Here is a 20636-nt window from a genome sequence, read left to right on the forward strand (position 1 = left end):
ACAACCAAGGACGGAAGGGCACGAATACATGGCTGGCCACGACAATAGCTACAAACTGCTGTTTTCCCACCAGCGAATGGTAAGAGACCTGCTTACCGGCTTCGTACACGAAAAGTGGGTTGAAGAGCTGGATCTCGATTCGCTGGAGAAGGCGAGTGGCTCCTACGTAACCGATGAGCTGCGCGACCGTGAAAGCGACATTGTATGGCGAGTGCGATGGGGAGATACCTGGCTCTACGTCTATCTGCTCATAGAATTCCAGAGCCGGGTAGACCGCTACATGCCCGTGCGAATCATGAGCTATGTCGGGTTACTTTATCAGGACCTGATACGCCAGAAGGCGTTCACTCCAAGCGGAAAATTACCGCCTGTGCTGCCTATTGTGCTCTACAACGGTGAAAGACGCTGGAATGCGGCACAAAATGTCGCTGAGATGGTCGAAAGCGTTAGCGGTGGCCTGGAAAAGTATTGCCCCGCTGTGCGTTACCTACTGCTCGACGAAAAGGCGATCGTCAACGATCCTGATTGGCCCGACGAAACGCGCAATGTGGTCGCAGCGCTCTTCAATCTAGAGCATTATCGGGGTATCGATGAAGCCCTGAACGTTCTAGGGCACCTGGTCGAATGGCTGTACGCAGATCAGCAAGAAGAGCTGCGCAACGCATTCACCAGCTGGCTGAAGCAAGTCTGGGCCAGGCGTCAGGCACCAAAGGAGCAGTGGCAGGAACTCAAACGATTGGAAGATCTGCGGGAGGTATACACCATGCTGCAAGAACGGACCGGCCAATGGCCGCAGCGCTGGAAACAGGAAGGCCGTGAGGAAGGCCGTGAGGAAGGGCTTGAAGAAGGGCGCGAGAAAGCACTTCGCAGCACGGCCCGTAAGCTGATCCAGACCACCGACCTGAGCGACCGGGCTATTGCCGACGCTACCGGGTTGCCCTTGGGCGAAGTTGAAGCCATGCGCGACGAGGCCCAGCACTGAGCTGATAAGCCCATGCGCCTGACGGATACCCAACGCCAAACCATCCAGCATATCGTTCATGAAGAACTTGGTGAGAGCGCCACAGTGAAATTGTTCGGCTCCCGCCTGGATGACACCGCCCGTGGCGGAGATATCGATTTATATGTCGAGCTGGAAGAGCCCATCGAACATCCCGCGCAGCTCTCTGCCCGGCTCAGCGTGCGCATCATGCGTGCCATGCAAGGGCGCAAGGTCGACGTACTCTTGAGTGCTCCGAATCTCAGTGAGCAAGCGATACACAGGATGGCGCGTGAGCAAGGGGTTCGCCTGACTCCGAGCAAAGACACCTGATCCAGAGTTGATCCTGTTGGCAATGGCCTAAGCTGCCGCATGATATTCACCATACTCCAGCAGCCTGCCCCTCAAGGGCCTCTATACTTACCTTTCTTTACCAATTGCCGCATAGAGCCCGAGTGCGGCCATCGCGTAGAATATCGGCCTGACCGAAAGGGCAGGCACTCCGCCACCGGCAGAGGCGATGGTCACTCAGGGCATGGGAATGCGCCCGGTTCAATCCCCGGGCGGTAGCGTGCCTGGGGCACATCAACTCGCAGACTCGCAAACAGGGATGACATGAACGTTACGGTATTCGGTACGGGATACGTAGGGCTGGTGCAAGGTGCCATTCTGGCGGACGTGGGGCATCACGTGATCTGCGTGGATGTCGACGCCGACAAGGTCGAACGCCTGAAGCAGGGCGACATACCCATCTTCGAACCCGGCCTGGAGCCGCTGGTGAAGGACAACCACGCCGCCGGTCGGCTGGAGTTCACCACCGATGCCGCCGCCGGCGTCAAGCACGGCCAGGTGCAGTTCATCGCCGTGGGCACCCCGCCGGATGAAGACGGCAGCGCCGATCTCAAGTACGTGCTGGCCGTGGCCGCCACCATAGCCGAACACATGGAGCGCGACCAGATCATCATCGACAAGTCCACCGTGCCGGTGGGCACCGCCGACAAGGTGCGCGAGAAGGTCGACTCGGTGCTGGAAGCCCGCGGCCGCAAGGAGCTGCGCTTCGACGTGGTCTCCAACCCCGAGTTCCTCAAGGAAGGTAGCGCCGTCGCCGACTGCCAGAAGCCCGACCGCATCATCATCGGTACCTCCAGCAAGCAGACCGAAGACGTGATGCGCGAGCTCTACGCCCCCTTCAACCGCAGCCGTGACCGGGTGATCGTCATGGACGTGCGCAGCGCCGAGCTGACCAAGTACGCCGCCAACTGCATGCTGGCCACCAAGATCAGCTTCATGAACGAAATGGCCAACCTGGCCGAGCGCCTGGGCGCCGATATCGAAATGGTACGCCAGGGCATTGGCTCCGACCCGCGCATCGGCTACCACTTCATCTACCCCGGCGTGGGCTATGGTGGCTCCTGCTTTCCCAAGGACGTCCAGGCGCTGATCCGCACCGCCGGCGACATCGACTTCGACGCCAAGGTGCTCAAGGCGGTGGAAGCGCGCAACATGGATCAGAAGACAACCCTGTTCCAGAAGATCAGCAAGCACTTCAATAACGACTTGAAGGGCAAGACCTTCGCCATCTGGGGCCTAGCCTTCAAGCCCAATACCGACGACATGCGCGAAGCCCCCAGCCGTGTGCTGATGGAAGCGCTATGGAATGCCGGCGCCAAGGTGCAGGCCTTCGATCCCGAAGCCATGGAAGAGGCCCAGCGCATCTACGGCAGCCGTGACGACCTCTCTCTGTGCGGTACCAAGGAAGCGGCCCTGCGCGGTGCCGATGCCCTGGTGATCGTCACCGAATGGCAGCTATTCCGCGCCCCGGACTTCGACCTGATCCAGGAACAGCTTGCCGAGCCGGTGATCTTCGATGGGCGGAATATGTTTGAGCCGAAGAGGATGGCGATTAAGGGCTTTAGCTACTATTCGGTTGGGCGCTGAAGCAAGCGCCCCTAACCACGTAATCTAATGAAATCCGTTACCGTCGAGTGACGCGGCCGCGTCATTGCAGAATCCACCTCTCACCGAAACTGAAGTCCCCATGCCTATCAAGACTCTTTGCGTGTTTGGCACGCGTCCCGAAGCCATCAAGATGGCTCCCTTGGCCTTGGCTCTCGCTACCGACGAGCGCTTCGACGCCAAGGTGTGCGTGACCGGCCAGCACCGCGAAATGCTAGATCAAGTGTTGGACCTGTTCGAACTCGTGCCCGACCATGACCTGAACATCATGAAACCGGGGCAGGACCTGACCGATGTGACCACGGCGATTCTGCAGGGTATGAAAGAGGTACTGGAGGAGGTCAAGCCCGATATCGTGCTGGTGCATGGCGACACCTCGACCACACTTTCCACTACGCTGGCTGCTTACTATCAGCAGATCCCTGTGGGGCACGTGGAAGCGGGGCTGCGCACCGGCAATATCTATTCACCCTGGCCGGAAGAAGCCAACCGCAAGCTCACCGGTGCCTTGGCCGAGCTGCACTTCGCGCCCACGGATCGCTCCCGGCAGAACCTGCTGGAGGAGGGCGTGGCTCCTACCAAGGTGTACGTGACCGGTAATACCGTGATCGATGCACTGGTCGACGTGGTACGTAAGATCGATACCAGCCCAGTANAGGCCCTGGCCGCTGCCCAGCAGCAAGCCGAGCAAGATGACGAAGCCGCCAGCGAGGCTGAGGCCGACGCGGACGCGGGGCAGGAAGCCAAGAGCTGACAGCCTCGCCGGCCCCTTCCGGGACCGCCGAGGCTGGCAGGTGCCGGAAGGGGGTATTACGCTTCCATTCATCGGATGCAAGGACATCACACTGATGAGCAACGAGTTCGAGATTCAAAACGCCGGCGGCCTGGTACCGATGGTGGTGGAGCAGAGCGCACGCGGAGAGCGGGCCTATGACATCTACTCTCGCCTGCTGAAGGAGCGTGTGATCTTCCTGGTGGGGCCGGTTGAAGATTACATGGCCAACCTGGTGGTGGCACAGATGCTTTTCCTGGAGTCCGAGAATCCGGACAAGGACATTCATCTCTACATCAATTCTCCGGGTGGGGCCGTGACCGCCGGCATGGCGATCTACGACACCATGCAGTTCATCAAGCCGGATGTGTCCACGGTCTGTATCGGTCAGGCGGCCAGCATGGGCGCTCTGCTGCTGGCTGCCGGTGCGGCTGGCAAGCGCTACTGTCTGGGCAATTCACGGGTGATGATCCACCAGCCGTTGGGTGGCTACCAGGGGCAGGCTTCCGATATCGAGATCCATACCCGTGAGATACTGGGGATCCGGGACAAGCTCAACCGGATCCTGGCGCACCACACTGGCCAGGATTTCGAGACGATTGCCCGGGACACGGATCGCGACAACTTCATGGATGGCAATCAGGCAGCGGAATATGGTCTGATCGATGCTGTGCTGGATAAGCGGCCCGCATCCTGATAGCGTGATTCGATACACGCCCATAACACGTGAAAACCGGCGGCTTGAGGCCGCCGAAGTGATAGAGGTACGCGAATGGCCGACGGCAAAGGCAAGGACGAGGGGGGCAAGCTGCTGTACTGCTCGTTCTGTGGCAAGAACCAGAATGAAGTGCGCAAGCTGATTGCAGGCCCGTCCGTGTATATCTGCGACGAGTGTGTCGATCTCTGTAACGACATCATTCGTGAGGAAGTTCTCGATGCCGACGCCGAGAGCGATGAGGAGCGCCTGCCCGTTCCCCGCGATATCCGTCGCACCCTGGACGATTACGTCATCGGTCAGGATCGCGCCAAGACGGTGCTGTCCGTAGCCGTCTACAACCACTACAAGCGGCTTCGCGCCGGTGTCAAGGGCGATGACGTGGAGTTGGGCAAGTCCAACATCCTGCTTATCGGCCCTACCGGTAGCGGCAAGACCCTGCTCGCGGAAACCATGGCGCGGCTGCTCAATGTGCCGTTCACCATTGCCGACGCCACCACGCTTACCGAAGCGGGCTACGTCGGCGAGGACGTCGAGAACATCATCCAGAAACTGCTCCAGAAGTGCGACTACGATGTGGAGAAGGCCCAGCGCGGCATCGTCTACATCGACGAGATCGACAAGATCTCGCGCAAGTCGGACAACCCCTCCATTACTCGGGATGTCTCGGGGGAGGGCGTGCAGCAGGCCCTGCTCAAGCTGATCGAGGGGACTACGGCCTCCGTGCCACCCCAGGGTGGCCGCAAGCATCCTCAGCAGGAGTTCCTGCAGGTCGATACCGGCAATATTCTGTTCATCGTCGGCGGCGCCTTTGCCGGCCTGGACAAGGTGATCCGAGATCGCGCTGAAAAGGGCGGCATCGGTTTCAATGCCACGGTGAAGAGCAAGGACGAGGCCAAGGGTGTCGGCGCTCTGCTCGCCGACGTCGAGCCGGAGGATCTGGTCAAGTTCGGCCTTATCCCGGAGTTTGTCGGACGCCTGCCGGTCATTGCCACCTTGACCGAGCTCAGTGAGGATGCGTTGATCCAGATCCTTACCGAGCCGAAGAACTCTCTGGTCAAGCAGTATGCGCGACTGTTCGACATGGAAGGCGTGGAGCTTGAGTTCCGGGAGGATGCCCTGCGTGCCGTGGCGATCAAGGCCATGACCCGCAAGACCGGCGCCCGTGGACTGCGCTCCATCCTCGAGTCGGTACTGCTGGACACCATGTATGAGATTCCTTCTATGGAGGGGGTGACCAAGGTGGTGATAGACGCCTCGGTCATTGCTGGCGAGAGCGAGCCGCTGCTGATCTATTCGCAGCAGGAGCAGCGAGTCGACGGCACCGACGGCTAACGGAAGCGGCGAGCTATCCTGAGCGATGCTCAAGCCAGTGGAAGGGGTCGCCTGAGCGACCCCTTTGCCTGTCTGTTCACGTCACTCTCCCTTGCAATGGGGGCCTCTTGCCCCCACACCCTTCCTTATCCACCCGATTCGTTTGAGGAACGTCTGCGATGCAGCAGAACGCTGATCAGACCCTGAGTCTGCCCCTCCTTCCACTGCGCGATGTTGTTGTCTATCCGCAGATGGTCATTCCGCTGTTCGTTGGCAGGGAGAAATCCATCCAGGCGCTGGATGCGGCCATGGCGGCTGACAAGCGTGTTCTGCTTGTGGCCCAGCGTGAGGCCGGCCAGGACGACCCTGGCACCGAGGATCTCTTCGATATCGGCACGGTCGCCGAGATCATGCAGTTGCTCAAGCTGCCCGACGGCACCGTCAAGGTGCTGATCGAAGGGACTTCCCGTGCCGACCTCCGGGAGGTACATCATACGGATCAGGGCTACAGCCTGGCCGACGCGGTCCTGCGTGACAGCGAGCCGTTGTCTGAGCGAGAGCAGGAAGCGCTGGTCCGGGTGCTGCTCAATCAGTTCGAGCAATACGTCAAGCTCTCCAAGAAGGTGCCCAACGAGGTACTCAACTCCCTCTCCGGGATCGAGGATCCAAGTCGCCTCGTCGATACCATCTGCGCCCACCTGTCGCTGAAGATCGGTGACAAGCAGCAGCTGCTGGAAATGGACCGGGTCCGTGACCGCATCGAGCACCTGATGGCGTTGATTGAATCGGAAATCGACCTGCTGCAGGTCGAGAAGCGGATTCGCTCCCGGGTCAAGGACCAGATGGAGAAATCCCAGCGTGAGTACTATCTCAACGAGCAGATGAAGGCCATCCAGAAGGAGATGGGCGAGCTCGAGAACGTGCCCAATGAAGCCGAGAAGTACGAAGCGGCCATCGAAGAGTCGGGCATGCCCAAGGACGCCCGCGAAAAGGCGCTGCAGGAGCTGGGCAAGCTCAAGATGATGTCGCCCAACTCGGCGGAGGCCACGGTGGTGCGCTCCTATCTCGATTGGCTGGTCGCCGTGCCCTGGAAGAAGCGCACCCGGGTCAAGCATGACCTGGTCCATGCCCACAAGGTGCTCGACGAGGACCACTATGGCCTGGACGAGGTAAAGGAGCGCATTCTCGAGTACCTCGCCGTTCAAAAGCGGGTCAAGAAGCTCAAGGGGCCGGTGCTGTGCCTCGTCGGCCCGCCCGGGGTAGGCAAGACCTCGCTGGGTCAGTCGATCGCCCGTGCCACCAACCGCAAGTACGTGCGGCTGGCGCTGGGCGGGGTGCGCGACGAGTCCGAGATCCGTGGCCACCGACGCACCTACATCGGCTCGCTGCCGGGCAAGATGGTCCAGCGCATGAGCAAGGCCGGGGTCAGGAACCCGCTGTTCCTGCTCGACGAAGTCGACAAGATCGGCATGGATCACCGGGGCGACCCGGCTTCCGCCCTGCTCGAGGTGCTCGATCCGGAGCAGAACGACAAGTTCAACGATCACTACCTCGAGCTGGATTACGACCTGTCCGACGTGATGTTCATCTGTACCGCCAACTCCATGAATATCCCCGGACCGCTGCTGGACCGCATGGAGATCATTCGTCTACCCGGCTACACCGAGGACGAGAAGCTCGCCATCGCACGTCGCTACCTCGTTGCCAAGCAGCTCAAGGCCAACGGTTTCAAGGATGATGAGCTCAGTTTTGGCGACGATGCGTTGCTCGAGCTGATTCGCTACTACTCCCGCGAGGCCGGCGTACGCGAGCTGGAAAGACAGATTGCCAAGGTTTGCCGTAAGGTGCTGCGTGAGCGTCTGGAGCAGCAGGGGCAGGGCGCCCAGGCGCCGGTGACGCTGGGTGCCGGGGATATCGAGCAGTATGCCGGTGTACGCCGGTACAGCTATGGCCTGGCCGACAAGCAGGACCAGGTGGGGCGTGTGACAGGGCTGGCCTGGACGTCGGTCGGTGGAGAGCTGCTGAATATCGAGTCGGTGGTGACTCCGGGGAAGGGGCGAATCAACAAGACGGGCTCCCTGGGCGATGTCATGAAGGAGTCGGTGAGTGCCGCTCATACCGTGGTGCGTGCCCGCGCCGAGGCGCTTGGTATCGATCCTGAGCGCTTCGAGAAGGAAGACCTTCATATTCACGTTCCCGAGGGAGCGACGCCCAAGGACGGCCCCAGTGCAGGCATTGCCATGGTGACGGCGATGGTGTCCGCCTATACGGTGCGCCCTGTCCGCTGTGACCTTGCCATGACGGGGGAGGTCAATCTGCGGGGTGAGGTAATGCCAATCGGCGGCTTGAAGGAGAAATTGCTGGCTGCGCGGCGCGGTGGTATAAAGACCGTGCTCATTCCGGAAGAGAACCGACGGGATCTCAAAGAGGTGCCGGATAACATCAAGGATGCTTTGGATATCCGGCCTGTTCGCTGGATCGATGAGGTGCTGGAGGCGGCTCTGGCTGAAAGGCCTGACCCTAAAGGCGATGATTCCCGAGCAGATGATTCTGCATCATCAACCTCAATGATCAGCACGCATTAACGTTTTTTTTTCGTCATTCCGGGGGGAAAACCCCGGTGTGACGCGGTTTGGCGCCGCAAGTTGCTTGACACGTCTTTTACTGCATTGCTATAAACTGCTGCCATGCTGTGATCGTGTTGCCAGGCGAAAGGTGCGCCGATTAGAGCCATTTTCTGAAACAGTCAAGGGGTGAAGTGTGAACAAATCCGAGCTGATCGAAGCCATCGCCGCGTCTGCCGATATTCCCAAGGCCGCCGCAACCCGTGCATTGGATGCCATGGTCGACACCGTTACCGATAGCCTCAAGAGCGGCGAGACCGTTTCTTTGGTGGGCTTTGGTACTTTCTCCGTCAAGGAGCGCGCCGCGCGTACCGGGCGCAACCCGCAGACTGGCGAGCCGATCCAGATCAGCGCAGCCAAGGTGCCGACCTTCAAGGCCGGCAAGGCGCTCAAGGACTCCGTCAACTGAGTCTACGGATAATTTGCGCCGCAGATCGTCGGCTCAGGCAGGCCATCATCGGCAGCAAAACAGGCGCATCGCCATCGCGATGCGCCTTCTTTATGGGCTGACCCTTTGTGCCGGACGGGGCCATGGTGGGAATGCCCCTGTCACCGTATAATACGGCCCGTCAGCCAGCCAACAATCATCAGCCGAGGCCTCCATGCTGCAAAGTATACGTGACCGCTCCAGAAGTTGGGGTGCGAAGATCATCATCGGAGCCGTGGTCGTGACCATGGCCCTGTTCGGGGTCGAGTCCCTGGTTGGGCTAATAGGCGGAAGCGGCGACGAAGTAGCCAAGGTCAATGGTCAGTCGATTACCCGTCAGGAACTGGAGACGGAGGTTCAGCGGGCCATTCGTTCGGGCCAGGTGCCCCCCGAGCAGGAGAGGGCGTTGCGCGGGCAGGTCCTCGATGAGCTGATCGGCGAGCGACTGCTGACGGCTTTCGCCGAAGATGGCGGCCTTCACCTCTCCGACGAGCAGCTCGATCAGGTTATCGTCACGCTGCCGGAATTCCAGAACCAGAATGGTCGCTTCGATGCCGACCTGTTCCGCAACCGCCTGGCCAGCGCCGGTTTCACGCCGTCGTCGTTTCGCGCCGCGCTGCGGGTGGACCTCAAGCGGCAGCAGGTTCAGCAAGGCCTCATCACGAGTGACTTCTCCCTGGAAAGTGAGCGGCAGGCCCTGGCGGCACTGCAGCGTCAAACTCGCACCTTTCGCTACCATACGCTGAGTGCCGGCGACCTGGCCGAGCCTGTGGAAGTCACCGAGCAGGATCTTGTTGCCTACTACGAAGAGAATGCCGATCGTTATCGCCGCCCTGAACAGGTTCGGCTCGAGTATCTGGTGCTTGATCGCCAGGAGATGGCGGAGGCCGTGGAAGTTGATGAAGAGGAGATTCGCCGTGCCTGGGAGACTCGCGGTCAGGACGTCGATCGGCGCGTCTCTCATATCATGGTTGCCTTCAATGGGGAGCGCGACCGTGAGGAGGCCGCTTCGCGGCTGGAGGGCATTCGTGCCGAGCTTGCCGACGGTGAGGATTTTGCCGAACTGGCCCTCCGCTATTCGGATGACCCCACCACGGCCGAGCAGGGGGGAGACCTGGGCACCATCAGCCGTGGCTTCTTCGGCGATGCATTCGATGAAGCTGCCTTTGCTCTCGGACCCGGTCAGGTGTCCGATATCGTCGAAACCGATAGCGGCCTGCATCTATTGAAGGTGACAGGCCTGGACCAGGCTCCGCTGGAAGAGATGCGTGAAGAGCTCGAACGCGAGCTGGCTCTGGCCCAGGTTAGCGATACATTCAACCGCCGGGTTCAGACCCTGATCGACGAAAGCTTTGCTGCAGACGATCTTGCCAGCGTGGCCGAACAGCTGGAGCTGGACCTGCAGCAAAGCGACTGGGTCGCCCGTGACGCTGGTGAGGGTGTGCTCTCCGAGCCCGGCGTGATGCAGGAGGCCTTCAGTGAAGATGTCCTGGTGGAGGGTTTCAACAGCGATGTCATCGAGCTGGACGAGGACCGCAGACTGGTGTTGCGGGTCGCCGAGCACCGCGATGCCACCGTGCTTCCCCTCGATGAGGTCCGCGATCGCGTGACGGCGACCGTGGAGCGACGCAAGCAGCGTGAGGCGCTGCTCGAGGTGGCGCGCGCCCAGGTGGAGCTGCTGCGGGAAGGCGAGGCGCTGGATATCGAATGGCGCCGCGTCGAGCGCGCCGCGCGTCAGCAGGATAACGAATCAAGCCCGTCTCGGGAATGCAGGTCAAGCCCCCGGGGACGGGATACATCTACTCCTTTCGGCAGGACCTCGACGCCATGGCCCAATTCAATTACCAGACTGCGCGCTTCATGACCAGTGCGCCGACCCTCGCCCATTGCCCGCCCGACGAAGGGGCAGAGGTCGCCTTTGCNGGCGGACCCCGGTCAAGACGGTGGTGGTCCCGGACGAGCGCCGGCCCGATGTGGTGGCACGCATCCGCCATGCCTGCGCCGAGGGGCGCCAGGCCTACTGGGTCTGCACCCTGATCGAGGAGTCCGAAGCCCTGCAGTGCCAGGCCGCCGAGGCGACCCACGCAGAGCTCGGCGATGGCGCTGCCAGGCTAGAGCCCAGCGTGTGGCGGCTGGATTCCCGGCTGGAGGTGATCGGGGAGACGGGAAGCCTCCCCGATCCGGAGGCGCTGCAGGCCGAACTGACGGCCTGTGCTGCGTGATCTCCGGTGCAGAGAGGTGAGGGTCATAAATCGATCTGTTGCAGGGTCGGTCGGCCCTCGCTCTCGATGACCACTTCCCAACCCCGGCCGGGCTGCCAGTCGCCAAGCACGATGCGCTGGGCGGGCATGCCGTCGATCTCGAGCTCATGGATCGCCGGGCGATGGGTGTGGCCGTGGATCAGGGTCGTGACGCCATGGTCGCGCATTGCCTGGACGACTTCGTCGGGCGTCACGTCCATGATGTCATCGGCCTTGTTGGAGGTGGCTTCACCGGACTGCTGGCGTAGCGAGGCCGCCAGGGTGATACGATCGGCAATCGGCATGGCCAGCACCTGCTGCTGCCATTCGGGTTGTCGCGACTGGGCGCGGAAGGCCATATAGGCTTCGTCCCGGGTACAGAGGCTATCGCCGTGCATCAGCAGCATTGGCTCGTCGTGGAACATGACCAGGGCCGGGTCGGCCAGCAGTTTCGCGCCGGCAGCGGCAGCGAAGCGCTGGCCGAGCAGGAAATCACGATTGCCGTGCATCAGGTAGATGGCTGTGCCATCGTCAGCGAGTCGGCGCAGTGCGGTGGCGATATCCGCGGCAAGGGCGGCATTGCCGCTGGCATCGACATCGACCATGTCGAGGATGTCGTCACCGATCCAGGCCTCGAAGAAGTCGCCGAGTATGTAGAGGGCATCGACCCCACGGGCTCGTTTCTGGAGCCAGCCGAGAAATCCATCGATCACCTCGGGGGCTTCAGGGTGCAGGTGGAGGTCGGAAACTATCAGGGTGCTCATGGGCCATCTCGCAGGGCTGGGTCATGAAGGAGTCGCGCAACACGCTCGCGAGGGGCGCTCGTGTTGCGCTTCGATCCTGTCAGGCGTCGGCAGGGTCATCCTTCATGTAGGCCCGCTGGATGACCACGTCCTCGGCCGGGACGTCGGCGTGCATGCCACGACGGGTGGTTTCCACGGCGGTGATCTTCTCGACCACGCCCATGCCGTCGACTACCTCGCCGAAGACGCAGTAGCCCCAGCCCTGGATGTTCTTGCCGCTGTGGTTGAGGAAGTCGTTGTCGGCCACGTTGATGAAGAATTGCGCCGTGGCAGAGTGGGGGTCCTGGGTGCGCGCCATGGCCAGGGTCCCGAGGGTGTTCTTGAGGCCGTTGTCGGCTTCGTTCTCGATGGGGTCGCGGGTTGGTTTCTGGTTGAACTCCTGATCGAAGCCGCCACCCTGTACCATGAAGCCAGGGATCACCCGATGAAACAGCGTACCGTCGAAATGACCATCGCGTACGTACTGCTCGAAATTGGCGGCGGTTTTCGGGGCTTTCTCGTGATTCACGGCAACCGTGATATCACCGAAGTTGGTCTCTAGAACGATCATCGCTTTTTCCTGTGCGCTTTAGCTTTGGCAATAGCAGGCGCGCCTTGGCGCCGTGCAGGGGCGTGACGCTATAATAGCGGTTTTGCATCGATGCGCGAAGCGCGTCGGGTTGTTCCTTACTCTACGACAGCCCACGACACGGGCTTCGCGCCCATGGGCCGCGATTCAACCAGAGGTTTACCGCATCAACATGTCCACCGAAACCGCCAGCGCGCCGAATTTCATCCGCAACCAGATCCGCGACGAGATCGAGGCCGGCAAGGCCGACAGGATCGTCACTCGCTTCCCGCCGGAGCCCAACGGCTTCCTGCACGTGGGACATGCGAAGTCGATCTGTCTCAATTTCGGCCTGGCCGAGCAGTTCGGTGGGGACTGTCATCTGCGCTTCGACGATACCAATCCCGCCAAGGAGGAGCAGGCCTATATCGATGCCATCAAGGAGGATGTGGCCTGGCTGGGCTTTCAGTGGGCGGGCGAAGTGCGCTTTGCCTCCGACTACTTCGATCAGCTCTATGCCTGGGCGCAGCATCTGATCCGGGAGGGCAAGGCCTACGTGGACGACCTCTCTCCCGAAGAGATTCGCGAGTATCGCGGCAGCCTGACCGAGCCCGGCAGGCCGAGCCCCTACAGCACGCGCAGTGCGGAAGAGAACCTTGATCTGCTCGAGCGCATGCGTATCGGCGAGTTCGCCGAGGGCGAGAAGGTGCTGCGGGCCAGGATCGACATGGCCGCACCGAACATCAATCTGCGCGACCCGATCCTCTATCGTATTCGCCACGCTCATCACCATCAGACCGGTGACAAGTGGAAGATCTATCCCTCCTACGACTTCACCCACGGCCAGTCGGATGCCCTCGAAGGCGTCACGCACTCCATCTGTACCCTGGAGTTCGAGGATCACCGGCCGCTCTACGAGTGGTTCCTGGAGAACCTGCCGGTGCCGGCCAAGCCGCGCCAGATCGAGTTTGCCCGGCTCAACCTCAACTACACCCTGACCTCCAAGCGCAAGCTCAAGCTGCTGGTGGACGAGGGTATCGTCGACGGCTGGGACGACCCGCGAATGCCGACCATCTCCGGCATGCGTCGCCGCGGCTATACGCCGGGGTCGATCCGCAAGTTCTGCGACATGATCGGCGTGACCCGCGCCGATGGCGGCCTGGTGGATATCGCCATGCTCTATCACGCCATTCGCTCTGACCTCGAGGACAACGCGCCGCGGGCCATGTGCGTGCTCAAGCCGCTCAAGGTGGTGCTGACCAACGTCGCCGACGATCACGAAGAGGTCTTTGATGTGCCGGGCCACCCCGCCCGCGAGGACATGCCCCTGCGCCGGGTGCCGTTCACCCGCGAGCTATACATCGACCAGGACGACTTCCTGGAGGAGCCGCCGAAGAAGTTCTTCCGCCTGGCGCCGGGCCAGGAGGTACGACTGCGCAACGCCTACGTGATTCGATGCGACGAGGTGGTGAAGGACAGCACCGGCGAGATCGCCGAGCTGCGTTGCTCGGTGGATTTCGACACCCTGGGCAAGAACCCCGAGGGGCGCAAGGTCAAAGGCGTGATTCATTGGGTCAGCGCGGCCCATGCCGTGCCGATGGAAGTTCGCCTCTACGACAACCTGTTCCTGGTCGAACAGCCGGACAAGGACAAGGACGCCGACTTCCTCGAGCACCTCAACCCCGAGTCGCTGCAGGTCTGCCAGGCCATGGGCGAGCCGAGCCTGGCCGACGCCGCACCCGAGTCGCGCTTCCAGTTCGAGCGCGTGGGTTACTTCTGTGCCGACCGCCACGCCTGTCGCGACGGCAAGCGGGTGTTCAACCGCACCGTCGGGTTGAAGGACAGTTGGGCCAAGATCCAGAACAAAGACGCTCAGAAGAAGGGCTGACATGCAGATCTACAATACGCTGACGCGCCGCAAGGAAACGTTCGTACCCATCGAGCCGGGCAGGGTGCGCATGTACGTCTGCGGAATGACCGTCTACGACTACTGCCACCTGGGCCATGCCCGGGTGATGGTGGCGTTCGATGTGGTGACCCGCTACCTGCGCTGGCGCGGCCTTGACGTCACCTACGTGCGCAACATCACCGATATCGACGACAAGATCCTCAAGCGTGCCGACGAGAACGGCGAGAGCATCGGCGCGTTGACCGAGCGCATGATCGCCGCCATGCACGAGGACGAGGCGCGCCTCTTCGTGCTGCGTCCGGATCATGAGCCGCGTGCCACTGGGCATGTGGCCGAAATCATTGCCATGATCGAGACCCTGATCGACAAGGGCTACGCCTACGCGGCGAGCAACGGCGACGTCTACTACCGGGTGCGCAAGTTCGAGGGCTACGGCAAGCTCAACAACCGCGACCTGGACGAGATGCGCTCCGGGGCCCGGGTCGAGGTCGACGAGCACAAGGAGGACCCGCTCGACTTCGTGCTGTGGAAAGCGGCCAAGCCCGGCGAGGCGAGCTGGTCGTCGCCCTGGGGCGAGGGGAGGCCGGGCTGGCATATCGAGTGCTCGGCGATGTCGACCTGCTGCCTGGGGGAGACCTTCGACATTCATGGCGGCGGACCGGACCTGACGTTCCCGCACCATGAGAACGAGATCGCCCAGAGCGAGGCGGCTACCGGCAAGCCCTACGTCAACACCTGGATGCATGCGGGAGCGGTGAGGGTGGATCAGGAGAAGATGTCCAAGTCCCTGGGCAACTTCTTCACCATTCGCGAGGTGCTCGAATCGCACGACCCGGAGGTGGTGCGTTACCTGCTGGTGGCCAGCCACTATCGCAGTGCCATCAACTACGCCCCGGAGTCCCTGGCGGATGCCCGCAAGTCCCTCGAGCGGTTCTACAACGCCCTCGAAGGGCTGGCACTGGAGGGTGATGAGCCACGGGGCGAGGTGGACGCACGGTTCGCCGAGCGCTTCATCGCCGCCATGGACGACGACTTCAATACCGCCGAAGCGCTGTCGGTGCTCTTCGACCTGGCCCGGGAACTGAACCGGGCCAAAAAGGAGGCGCCGGGACTGACTCCCGGCCTTGCCCATGAGCTCAAGCGCCTGGGCGGCGTGCTCGGCCTGTTGCAGCAGGAACCCGAGGCGTTCCTCAAGGGCGGTGCCGGCGAGCTGCCGCTGAGTGAGGCAGAGATCGAAGCGAAGATCGTTGCCCGTGCGGAAGCGAAGAAGGCGAGGGATTTTGCCGCCGCCGACGGTATTCGGGACGAGCTGGCGGCCCTTGGCATCATCCTCAAGGATTCCCGCGAGGGGACTAGCTGGGTGCTGGAGAAGACCGACTAGCCGTGACGTCACCCGGATCAGCGCCCGGCCCTTGGCCGGGCGCTCTGCGTTCAGCCCAGGGCTTTTGCGGGCGGAAGCGGGATCTGACGCGGCCAGTCATCAGCGACCACGAATAGCCGCCGGAAGCCATCGCCCGTATGGCGGGCGCCTCTTGCCAGCAGGGCGATCTGGATCGGCGAGCCGTGACCCAGGAAGTGCTGCGCCAGGCGAGCTTCAATGTCGGGCAGGGGAGCGAACGCCTCGTCTCTGGGCAGGGCCAGCCAGTGTGGCTTAGCCAGCCAGGCGGCGCGGGTCCCCCGGAGCAGGCCGTCGCGGAAGTTGCGCCACTCCCCCCAGCGCAGCCACTCCCCCCTGAGATGCCCGTGGGCCGCCTCCCGGGGTGGCGGCAAGGCTTGTCGCCAGGGATAGAAGAGCACGCCGGGCATCGCCAGCTGCGGCTGGATAAACGGCTCCGGGGTGGGGCCGATATCCCTTGGACGGGTGTGGAGGCGGATCGCCAGGCGTGTTTCAGCACGCTCCGTCAGGCGCAGCTGATGGCGGTGGAGGTGCTCGCGCTTGCTTGCCAGGCTGTCGGCCCCACCGGGGCCTATCCAGCGCGCCTGGTCCCAGCTATCGCCCGGGCCAGCAGGGAGGCCGAGATAGAACTTGATGGCCACCTCCAGGTGAAAAGGCATGGGATCGTTACGCCGACGATAGAGCAGGTCAAGTTCGCCCAGGGTGCGCTTGCCTTGGTGGATGCGCAGGTTATGCGCCAGCAGCCGCGTCCCGGGTGCGGCATCCAGCAAAAACTGCCAGAGTCTTTCGTGATAAAGCCCCATGCGGCCGTCAACGGTGCTGCCTACGCGTCGTTCGAGCCCCTGTGGCGCAGCTTCAAGTCGGTGCAGGAAGTCTGTGAGCTGACGGTCGTCTACCAGTCCCAAGGCCTCTCGTGAGGGGCGTCCCGGCCACCCGGTGCAGATAAGATCCGGTGCCAGCACGAGCCAGGCCAAGTCGCGAACCAGCGGGTGATGGCAGTGATCGAGGTTTGGGTCGCCGCTTGCAAGCATGGAAAATAACATTCCGCGTTGAGATCGGGTCTGACAGACAAACTGTACACCCCTTATACTCAATCAACATTCACAAGCAATGGGTGGTGACGATGAAGCGCTCCCTGATCGGCCTGACAGTCCTGACGACGGCCTCCCTGCTGACCCTGACTGCGGCCCAGGCCAGCGGCCCCGTGGTGGTCTCTTCGAAGATCGATACCGAAGGTTCGGTGCTCGGCCAGCTGATCATCCAGCGCCTCGAGCAGGCCGGCATCGAGGTCGAGGACCGGCTGCAGCTGGGTGGCACCAGCATTGTGCGCAGCGCCTTGAAGGCCGGCGAAATCGACCTCTATCCCGAGTACACCGGCAACGGTGCCTTCTTCTTCGACATGGCCGATAGCGATGTGTGGAATGACGCCGGCGAGGCCTATGCCACGGTGCGTGATCTCGACGCCGAGGAGGGGCTGGTCTGGTTGATGCCGGCAGATGCCAACAATACCTGGGCCATGAGTGTCCGTGGCGACCTGGCTCGTGAACACGGGCTTGCCACGCTGGAGGACCTGACGGATTACCTGGCGGAGGGTGGCGAGTTCAAATTCGCTGCCAGTGCGGAGTTCGTCGAGTCCGAGCAGGCCTTGCCGGCTTTCCAGCAGGCCTACGGCTTCGAGCTGTCGTCGGATCAGCTACTGGTGCTGTCGGGGGGAAATACCGCTGCCACCATGCGGGCGGCTGCCCAGCAGACCAGTGGGGTCAACGCGGCCATGACCTACGGCACCGACGGTGGCCTCGGTGCGCTAGACCTGGTGGTGCTGGAGGATACGCTTGGGGTTCAGCCGGTCTATCAGCCGGCGCCGGTGGTGCGTGAAGCCGTGCTTGAGGCGCATCCCGAGATCGAATCGCTGTTGGCAACGGTTTTCCAGGCGCTGGATCTCGAGACGCTGCAACGGCTCAACGGTCAGGTGGCCGTCGATGGGCTGGACCCGCGTCGGGTTGCCGAGGATTTCCTTGCCGACCTACCGGAATAGTGCGTGACGACTGACAGGTCCTCACCCAACTGGGTCTTGCTGTGTCTGATGTCGGTCGGGTTGCTCGCCTGGCTGGCCCTCGATGTGGTGAATATTGCTCCCAATCGCCTCGTCGCCGGCGTACCCCATCGCGCCCACGAGGTGCATGGCTGGTGGGCTGCGCTGCTGGCCAGCCTGCCGATGCTGGCGATAATGGGTCTGGCCTGGCGGCCTGATGCCCGACGCCTGCAGGTCGCCCTGGCCCTGGTGATCGGGCTGCTGGTGGCGATGCCGCTGTGGCTGGCAACGGCCGTCATGGCCCTGGCCGATCCCGACATGCCCCAGGCGCGGCTGGGGATCGGCTCCTCGCTGTGGCTGCTGCTGTTCCTGTGGCTGCTGGTGCTGATCGAACTGCGCACCCGTCTGAGGCTGTCGCGGGCGGTCGGATGGCTGTTACTGCTGCCTATCATTCTCGCCTGGTGGGTCTCGTTGTCACTCTGGCTCGAGCCGCTGGCAATCTACCGTGAGTATCAGGGGCGCAGCGATCAGTTCGTCTCGGCCATTCTCTATCATCTCTTCCTGGTTGGCGCTGCGGTGGGTGCAAGCCTTTTGCTCGGCATCGTGCTGGCACTTTGCATGCGACGTTACCGGGGCATGCGCAAGGCTGGTTTCGGCGTACTCAATGTCATTCAGACCATTCCCAGCCTGGCCCTGTTCGGACTGCTGCTGGCTCCGCTGGCCTGGCTTGCGGCACGGTTCGACTGGCTGGCGTCCATGGGAGTGAGCGGCATCGGTTGGGCGCCGGCCTGGCTGGCACTGGTGGGTTACAGCCTGCTGCCCATGGTGCGAAACACTTATGTCGCGCTGGAGGGGGTTGAGCCGGCTGTGATCGAATCGGCCCGGGGAATGGGCATGAGTCGGCAGCAAACCTTCCTGCAGGTTCGACTGCCGTTGGCGCTGCCGGTGGTGCTGGAAGGGGTGCGGATCACCACGGTCCAGGCGATTGGCCTCACGGCCGTAGCGGCATTGATCGGCGCTGGTGGACTGGGCACCTTCATCTTCCAGGGCCTGGGCCAGGCGGCGATGGACCTGGTGCTGCTCGGTGCGCTGCCAATCATAGCCCTGGCCCTGGTAGCCGATGCGCTGCTGGGTGCGCTGGCCGATCGACTTCGCCATGGAGGGACCCCATGATAGAACTCTTCGATGTCACCAAGCGTTTCGGCAGCGAGACCGCCGTGGACGGCATTTCGTTACGGGTCGAGAAGGGGGAATTCTGCGCTCTGGTGGGTACTTCCGGCTGTGGCAAGTCGACAACCCTGCGCATGATCAATCGGCTGATCGAGCATAGCGAGGGCGAGATTCATCTCGACGGCCAGCCGGTGCGCTCCTTCAATGAGGAGCTGTTGCGCCGACGCATCGGCTACGTGATCCAGAATACCGGGCTCTTTCCACACTGGACGGTGGCACGCAACATCGGGCTGGTTCCTCGGTTGCTCAAGTGGCCACGCGCGAAGATCCTGGAACGGACCGAAGAGTTGCTGGACCTTCTCGGGCTGCCGCGCGAGGAGTTCGCCGACAAGTATCCCCACCAGCTATCTGGGGGGCAGGCGCAGCGAGTCGGCGTTGCCCGAGCACTTGCTGCCGACCCCGAGATCCTGCTCATGGATGAACCCTTCGGCGCCCTGGATCCCATAACCCGTCAAACGCTGCAGCATGAGCTTCAGGACCTCCAGGCGAGGTTGAACAAGACCGTGGTCTTCGTGACCCATGACATGGATGAAGCCCTGATCCTGGCCGATCGCCTGGTGGTGATGCATCAGGGACGTATCATTCAGCAGGGGCGCCCCATCGACCTGCTGCATGATCCGGTCGATGCGTTCGTCGAGTCACTGCTGGGGGGCATGGACCGTGGGCTCAAGGAGGCGTCACTGACTCGCGTCAGCGAGCGCATGGCGCCCTTCGGGCCCCGGCTGTTGGCCAGTGAGCGGATTCCCTACCGGGCGCCGCTGAGCCAGGCACTGTCGGTCATGTTGTGGCACCGGGTTGAGCGCCTCACGGTGGTCGACGACGAGGATATCCCCATCGGCGAGCTATCTCTGCGCCGACTGCTGGGTGCCAAGTCGTCATGAGCGAAACCGATACCCTGGCGGTGCCGAGCGGCCATGCGGCCCACCGGATTGATCGATTGCGGTTCTGGGGCGTTCCGCTGATCTGGCTGACGCTGCTGCTGGTCTTCACCTTCGGCATGGCGCAGCTCGAGGTGTTGTTGCGGCTGATCGAGCCCGATACCCGCCAGGTGCTGTATCAGCGTACGAGCCTTGCCGCGCTGCTGGGCCAGCATGTGTTCGTGGTAGCCGTGGCGTCGGTGTTGGCCATCCTCCTGGGGGTGGGCGGCGCCATTGCCGTCACGCGGCCGGCCGGCCGCGATTTCCTGCCGCTGGTCGCCCAGGTCGCCTCCATCGGGCAGACGTTTCCTCCGGTGGCCGTCCTGGCGCTTGCGGTGCCGGCGCTCGGGTTCGGCACCTTGCCGATCATCGTGGCGCTGCTGCTGTACGGCCTGCTGCCCATCGTGCGTAACACCCTGGCGGGCCTCTCGGGCATCGACCCGGGCGTCCACGAAGCGGCACGTGGGATGGGCATGACCAGAAGCCAGATCCTGCGTCAGGTTGAGCTGCCGCTGGCGGCGCCGGTTATTCTCGCCGGCATCCGTACCTCGGTCACCATCAATATCGCCACGGCTGCCATTGGTGCCACGGTAGGCGCCAGCAACCTGGGCGACCCCATCATTTCCGGCATCGTCAACGGCAATACCGCTTATATCGTACAGGGCGCCCTGCTGATCGGGCTGTTGGCGATCACTGTAGACAGTGCCTTCGAGCGTCTGCTGCGGCGACCGAAGGCGCCTTAGCGAAGCATCTGGCGGTGGCGCACTCCTGTAGT

18 protein-coding genes and 2 pseudogenes are annotated in these 20636 nt (G+C 62.5%); 17 read left to right on the forward strand and 3 right to left on the reverse strand.

The features are described 5' to 3' along the window. Positions 1 to 28 precede the first annotated feature (28 nt). The 11 genes and pseudogenes from LOKO_RS06870 to LOKO_RS06915 all read left to right on the forward strand — a co-directional run bounded on the left by LOKO_RS06870 (position 29) and on the right by LOKO_RS06915 (position 11009). Entirely contained in the window at positions 29 to 982 is a 954-nt protein-coding gene (locus tag LOKO_RS06870) for an Rpn family recombination-promoting nuclease/putative transposase (protein ID WP_066446801.1), read from the forward strand. A 12-nt stretch (positions 983 to 994) separates the two neighbouring features. Beyond that, a complete protein-coding gene (locus LOKO_RS06875; protein WP_066446804.1) occupies positions 995 to 1312 on the forward strand; it encodes a nucleotidyltransferase domain-containing protein in 318 nt (105 codons plus the stop codon). Between the two features lie 282 nt (positions 1313 to 1594). Next, on the forward strand, positions 1595 to 2917 hold the full coding sequence (locus LOKO_RS06880; RefSeq protein WP_066446810.1) for a UDP-glucose dehydrogenase family protein: 1323 nt from the start codon (positions 1595 to 1597) through the stop codon (positions 2915 to 2917). A gap of 106 nt (positions 2918 to 3023) precedes the next feature. After that, positions 3024 to 3608, forward strand: a pseudogene (wecB, locus tag LOKO_RS06885) (non-hydrolyzing UDP-N-acetylglucosamine 2-epimerase); the annotation flags it as partial. A 175-nt stretch (positions 3609 to 3783) separates the two neighbouring features. After that, entirely contained in the window at positions 3784 to 4404 is a 621-nt protein-coding gene (clpP, locus tag LOKO_RS06890) for an ATP-dependent Clp endopeptidase proteolytic subunit ClpP (protein WP_066446812.1), read from the forward strand. 75 nt (positions 4405 to 4479) lie between these two features. Then, positions 4480 to 5757 (forward strand): ATP-dependent Clp protease ATP-binding subunit ClpX, encoded by a 1278-nt coding sequence (gene clpX, locus LOKO_RS06895; RefSeq protein WP_066446826.1) that lies wholly within the window; start codon positions 4480 to 4482, stop codon positions 5755 to 5757. 158 nt (positions 5758 to 5915) lie between these two features. Then, positions 5916 to 8321 carry an endopeptidase La gene (lon, locus tag LOKO_RS06900; RefSeq protein ID WP_066446827.1) on the forward strand — a complete coding sequence of 802 codons (2406 nt, stop codon included), beginning with the start codon at positions 5916 to 5918 and terminating at the stop codon, positions 8319 to 8321. 175 nt (positions 8322 to 8496) lie between these two features. After that, positions 8497 to 8769 (forward strand): HU family DNA-binding protein, encoded by a 273-nt coding sequence (locus LOKO_RS06905; RefSeq protein WP_066446829.1) that lies wholly within the window; start codon positions 8497 to 8499, stop codon positions 8767 to 8769. 193 nt (positions 8770 to 8962) lie between these two features. Continuing rightward, positions 8963 to 10651 (forward strand): SurA N-terminal domain-containing protein, encoded by a 1689-nt coding sequence (locus tag LOKO_RS06910; protein ID WP_083517473.1) that lies wholly within the window; start codon positions 8963 to 8965, stop codon positions 10649 to 10651. Continuing rightward, positions 10615 to 10713, forward strand: a pseudogene (locus LOKO_RS20125) (ribosome biogenesis GTP-binding protein YihA/YsxC); the annotation flags it as partial. The gene LOKO_RS06910 and the pseudogene LOKO_RS20125, both read left to right, overlap by 37 nt. Before the next feature lie 17 nt (positions 10714 to 10730). After that, positions 10731 to 11009 (forward strand): hypothetical protein, encoded by a 279-nt coding sequence (locus tag LOKO_RS06915; protein ID WP_162492492.1) that lies wholly within the window; start codon positions 10731 to 10733, stop codon positions 11007 to 11009. Between the two features lie 23 nt (positions 11010 to 11032). Here LOKO_RS06915 and LOKO_RS06920 read toward each other — a convergent pair whose 3' ends face one another. Both LOKO_RS06920 and LOKO_RS06925 read right to left on the reverse strand, forming a co-directional pair. Beyond that, positions 11033 to 11791 (reverse strand): UDP-2,3-diacylglucosamine diphosphatase, encoded by a 759-nt coding sequence (locus LOKO_RS06920; RefSeq protein WP_066446833.1) that lies wholly within the window; start codon positions 11789 to 11791, stop codon positions 11033 to 11035. 79 nt (positions 11792 to 11870) lie between these two features. Next, positions 11871 to 12380, reverse strand: coding sequence for a peptidylprolyl isomerase (locus LOKO_RS06925; RefSeq protein WP_066446834.1), 510 nt, complete (start codon positions 12378 to 12380; stop codon positions 11871 to 11873). 190 nt (positions 12381 to 12570) lie between these two features. On the opposite strand from LOKO_RS06925, the gene LOKO_RS06930 reads away from it, so the two are divergent. Further along, on the forward strand, positions 12571 to 14265 hold the full coding sequence (locus tag LOKO_RS06930) for a glutamine--tRNA ligase/YqeY domain fusion protein (RefSeq protein ID WP_066446835.1): 1695 nt from the start codon (positions 12571 to 12573) through the stop codon (positions 14263 to 14265). Position 14266: 1 nt separating this feature from the next. Next, complete coding sequence (gene cysS / locus LOKO_RS06935) at positions 14267 to 15667, forward strand: cysteine--tRNA ligase (RefSeq protein WP_066446837.1); 1401 nt, start codon at positions 14267 to 14269, stop codon at positions 15665 to 15667. Between the two features lie 50 nt (positions 15668 to 15717). On the opposite strand, the gene LOKO_RS06940 is transcribed toward cysS, so the two are convergent. Continuing rightward, on the reverse strand, positions 15718 to 16713 hold the full coding sequence (locus tag LOKO_RS06940) for a DUF1853 family protein (RefSeq protein WP_066446840.1): 996 nt from the start codon (positions 16711 to 16713) through the stop codon (positions 15718 to 15720). 92 nt (positions 16714 to 16805) lie between these two features. On the opposite strand from LOKO_RS06940, the gene osmF reads away from it, so the two are divergent. The 4 genes from osmF to LOKO_RS06960 are packed head-to-tail and all read left to right on the forward strand — an operon-like array spanning position 16806 to position 20604. Continuing rightward, a complete protein-coding gene (osmF, locus tag LOKO_RS06945; protein ID WP_066446843.1) occupies positions 16806 to 17717 on the forward strand; it encodes a glycine betaine ABC transporter substrate-binding protein OsmF in 912 nt (303 codons plus the stop codon). 48 nt (positions 17718 to 17765) lie between these two features. Next, positions 17766 to 18887, forward strand: a complete 1122-nt coding sequence (locus LOKO_RS06950) for an ABC transporter permease (RefSeq protein ID WP_083517475.1) — start codon at positions 17766 to 17768, stop codon at positions 18885 to 18887. Next, on the forward strand, positions 18884 to 19825 hold the full coding sequence (locus LOKO_RS06955) for an ABC transporter ATP-binding protein (RefSeq protein WP_066446848.1): 942 nt from the start codon (positions 18884 to 18886) through the stop codon (positions 19823 to 19825). The genes LOKO_RS06950 and LOKO_RS06955 overlap by 4 nt, the downstream gene beginning before the upstream one ends. Continuing rightward, positions 19822 to 20604 (forward strand): ABC transporter permease, encoded by a 783-nt coding sequence (locus LOKO_RS06960; protein WP_201025366.1) that lies wholly within the window; start codon positions 19822 to 19824, stop codon positions 20602 to 20604. The genes LOKO_RS06955 and LOKO_RS06960 overlap by 4 nt, the downstream gene beginning before the upstream one ends. Positions 20605 to 20636: the final 32 nt, after the last annotated feature.

Source organism: Halomonas chromatireducens, assembly GCF_001545155.1.
In the GTDB taxonomy this organism is placed as follows: Bacteria; Pseudomonadota; Gammaproteobacteria; order Pseudomonadales; family Halomonadaceae; genus Halomonas; species Halomonas chromatireducens.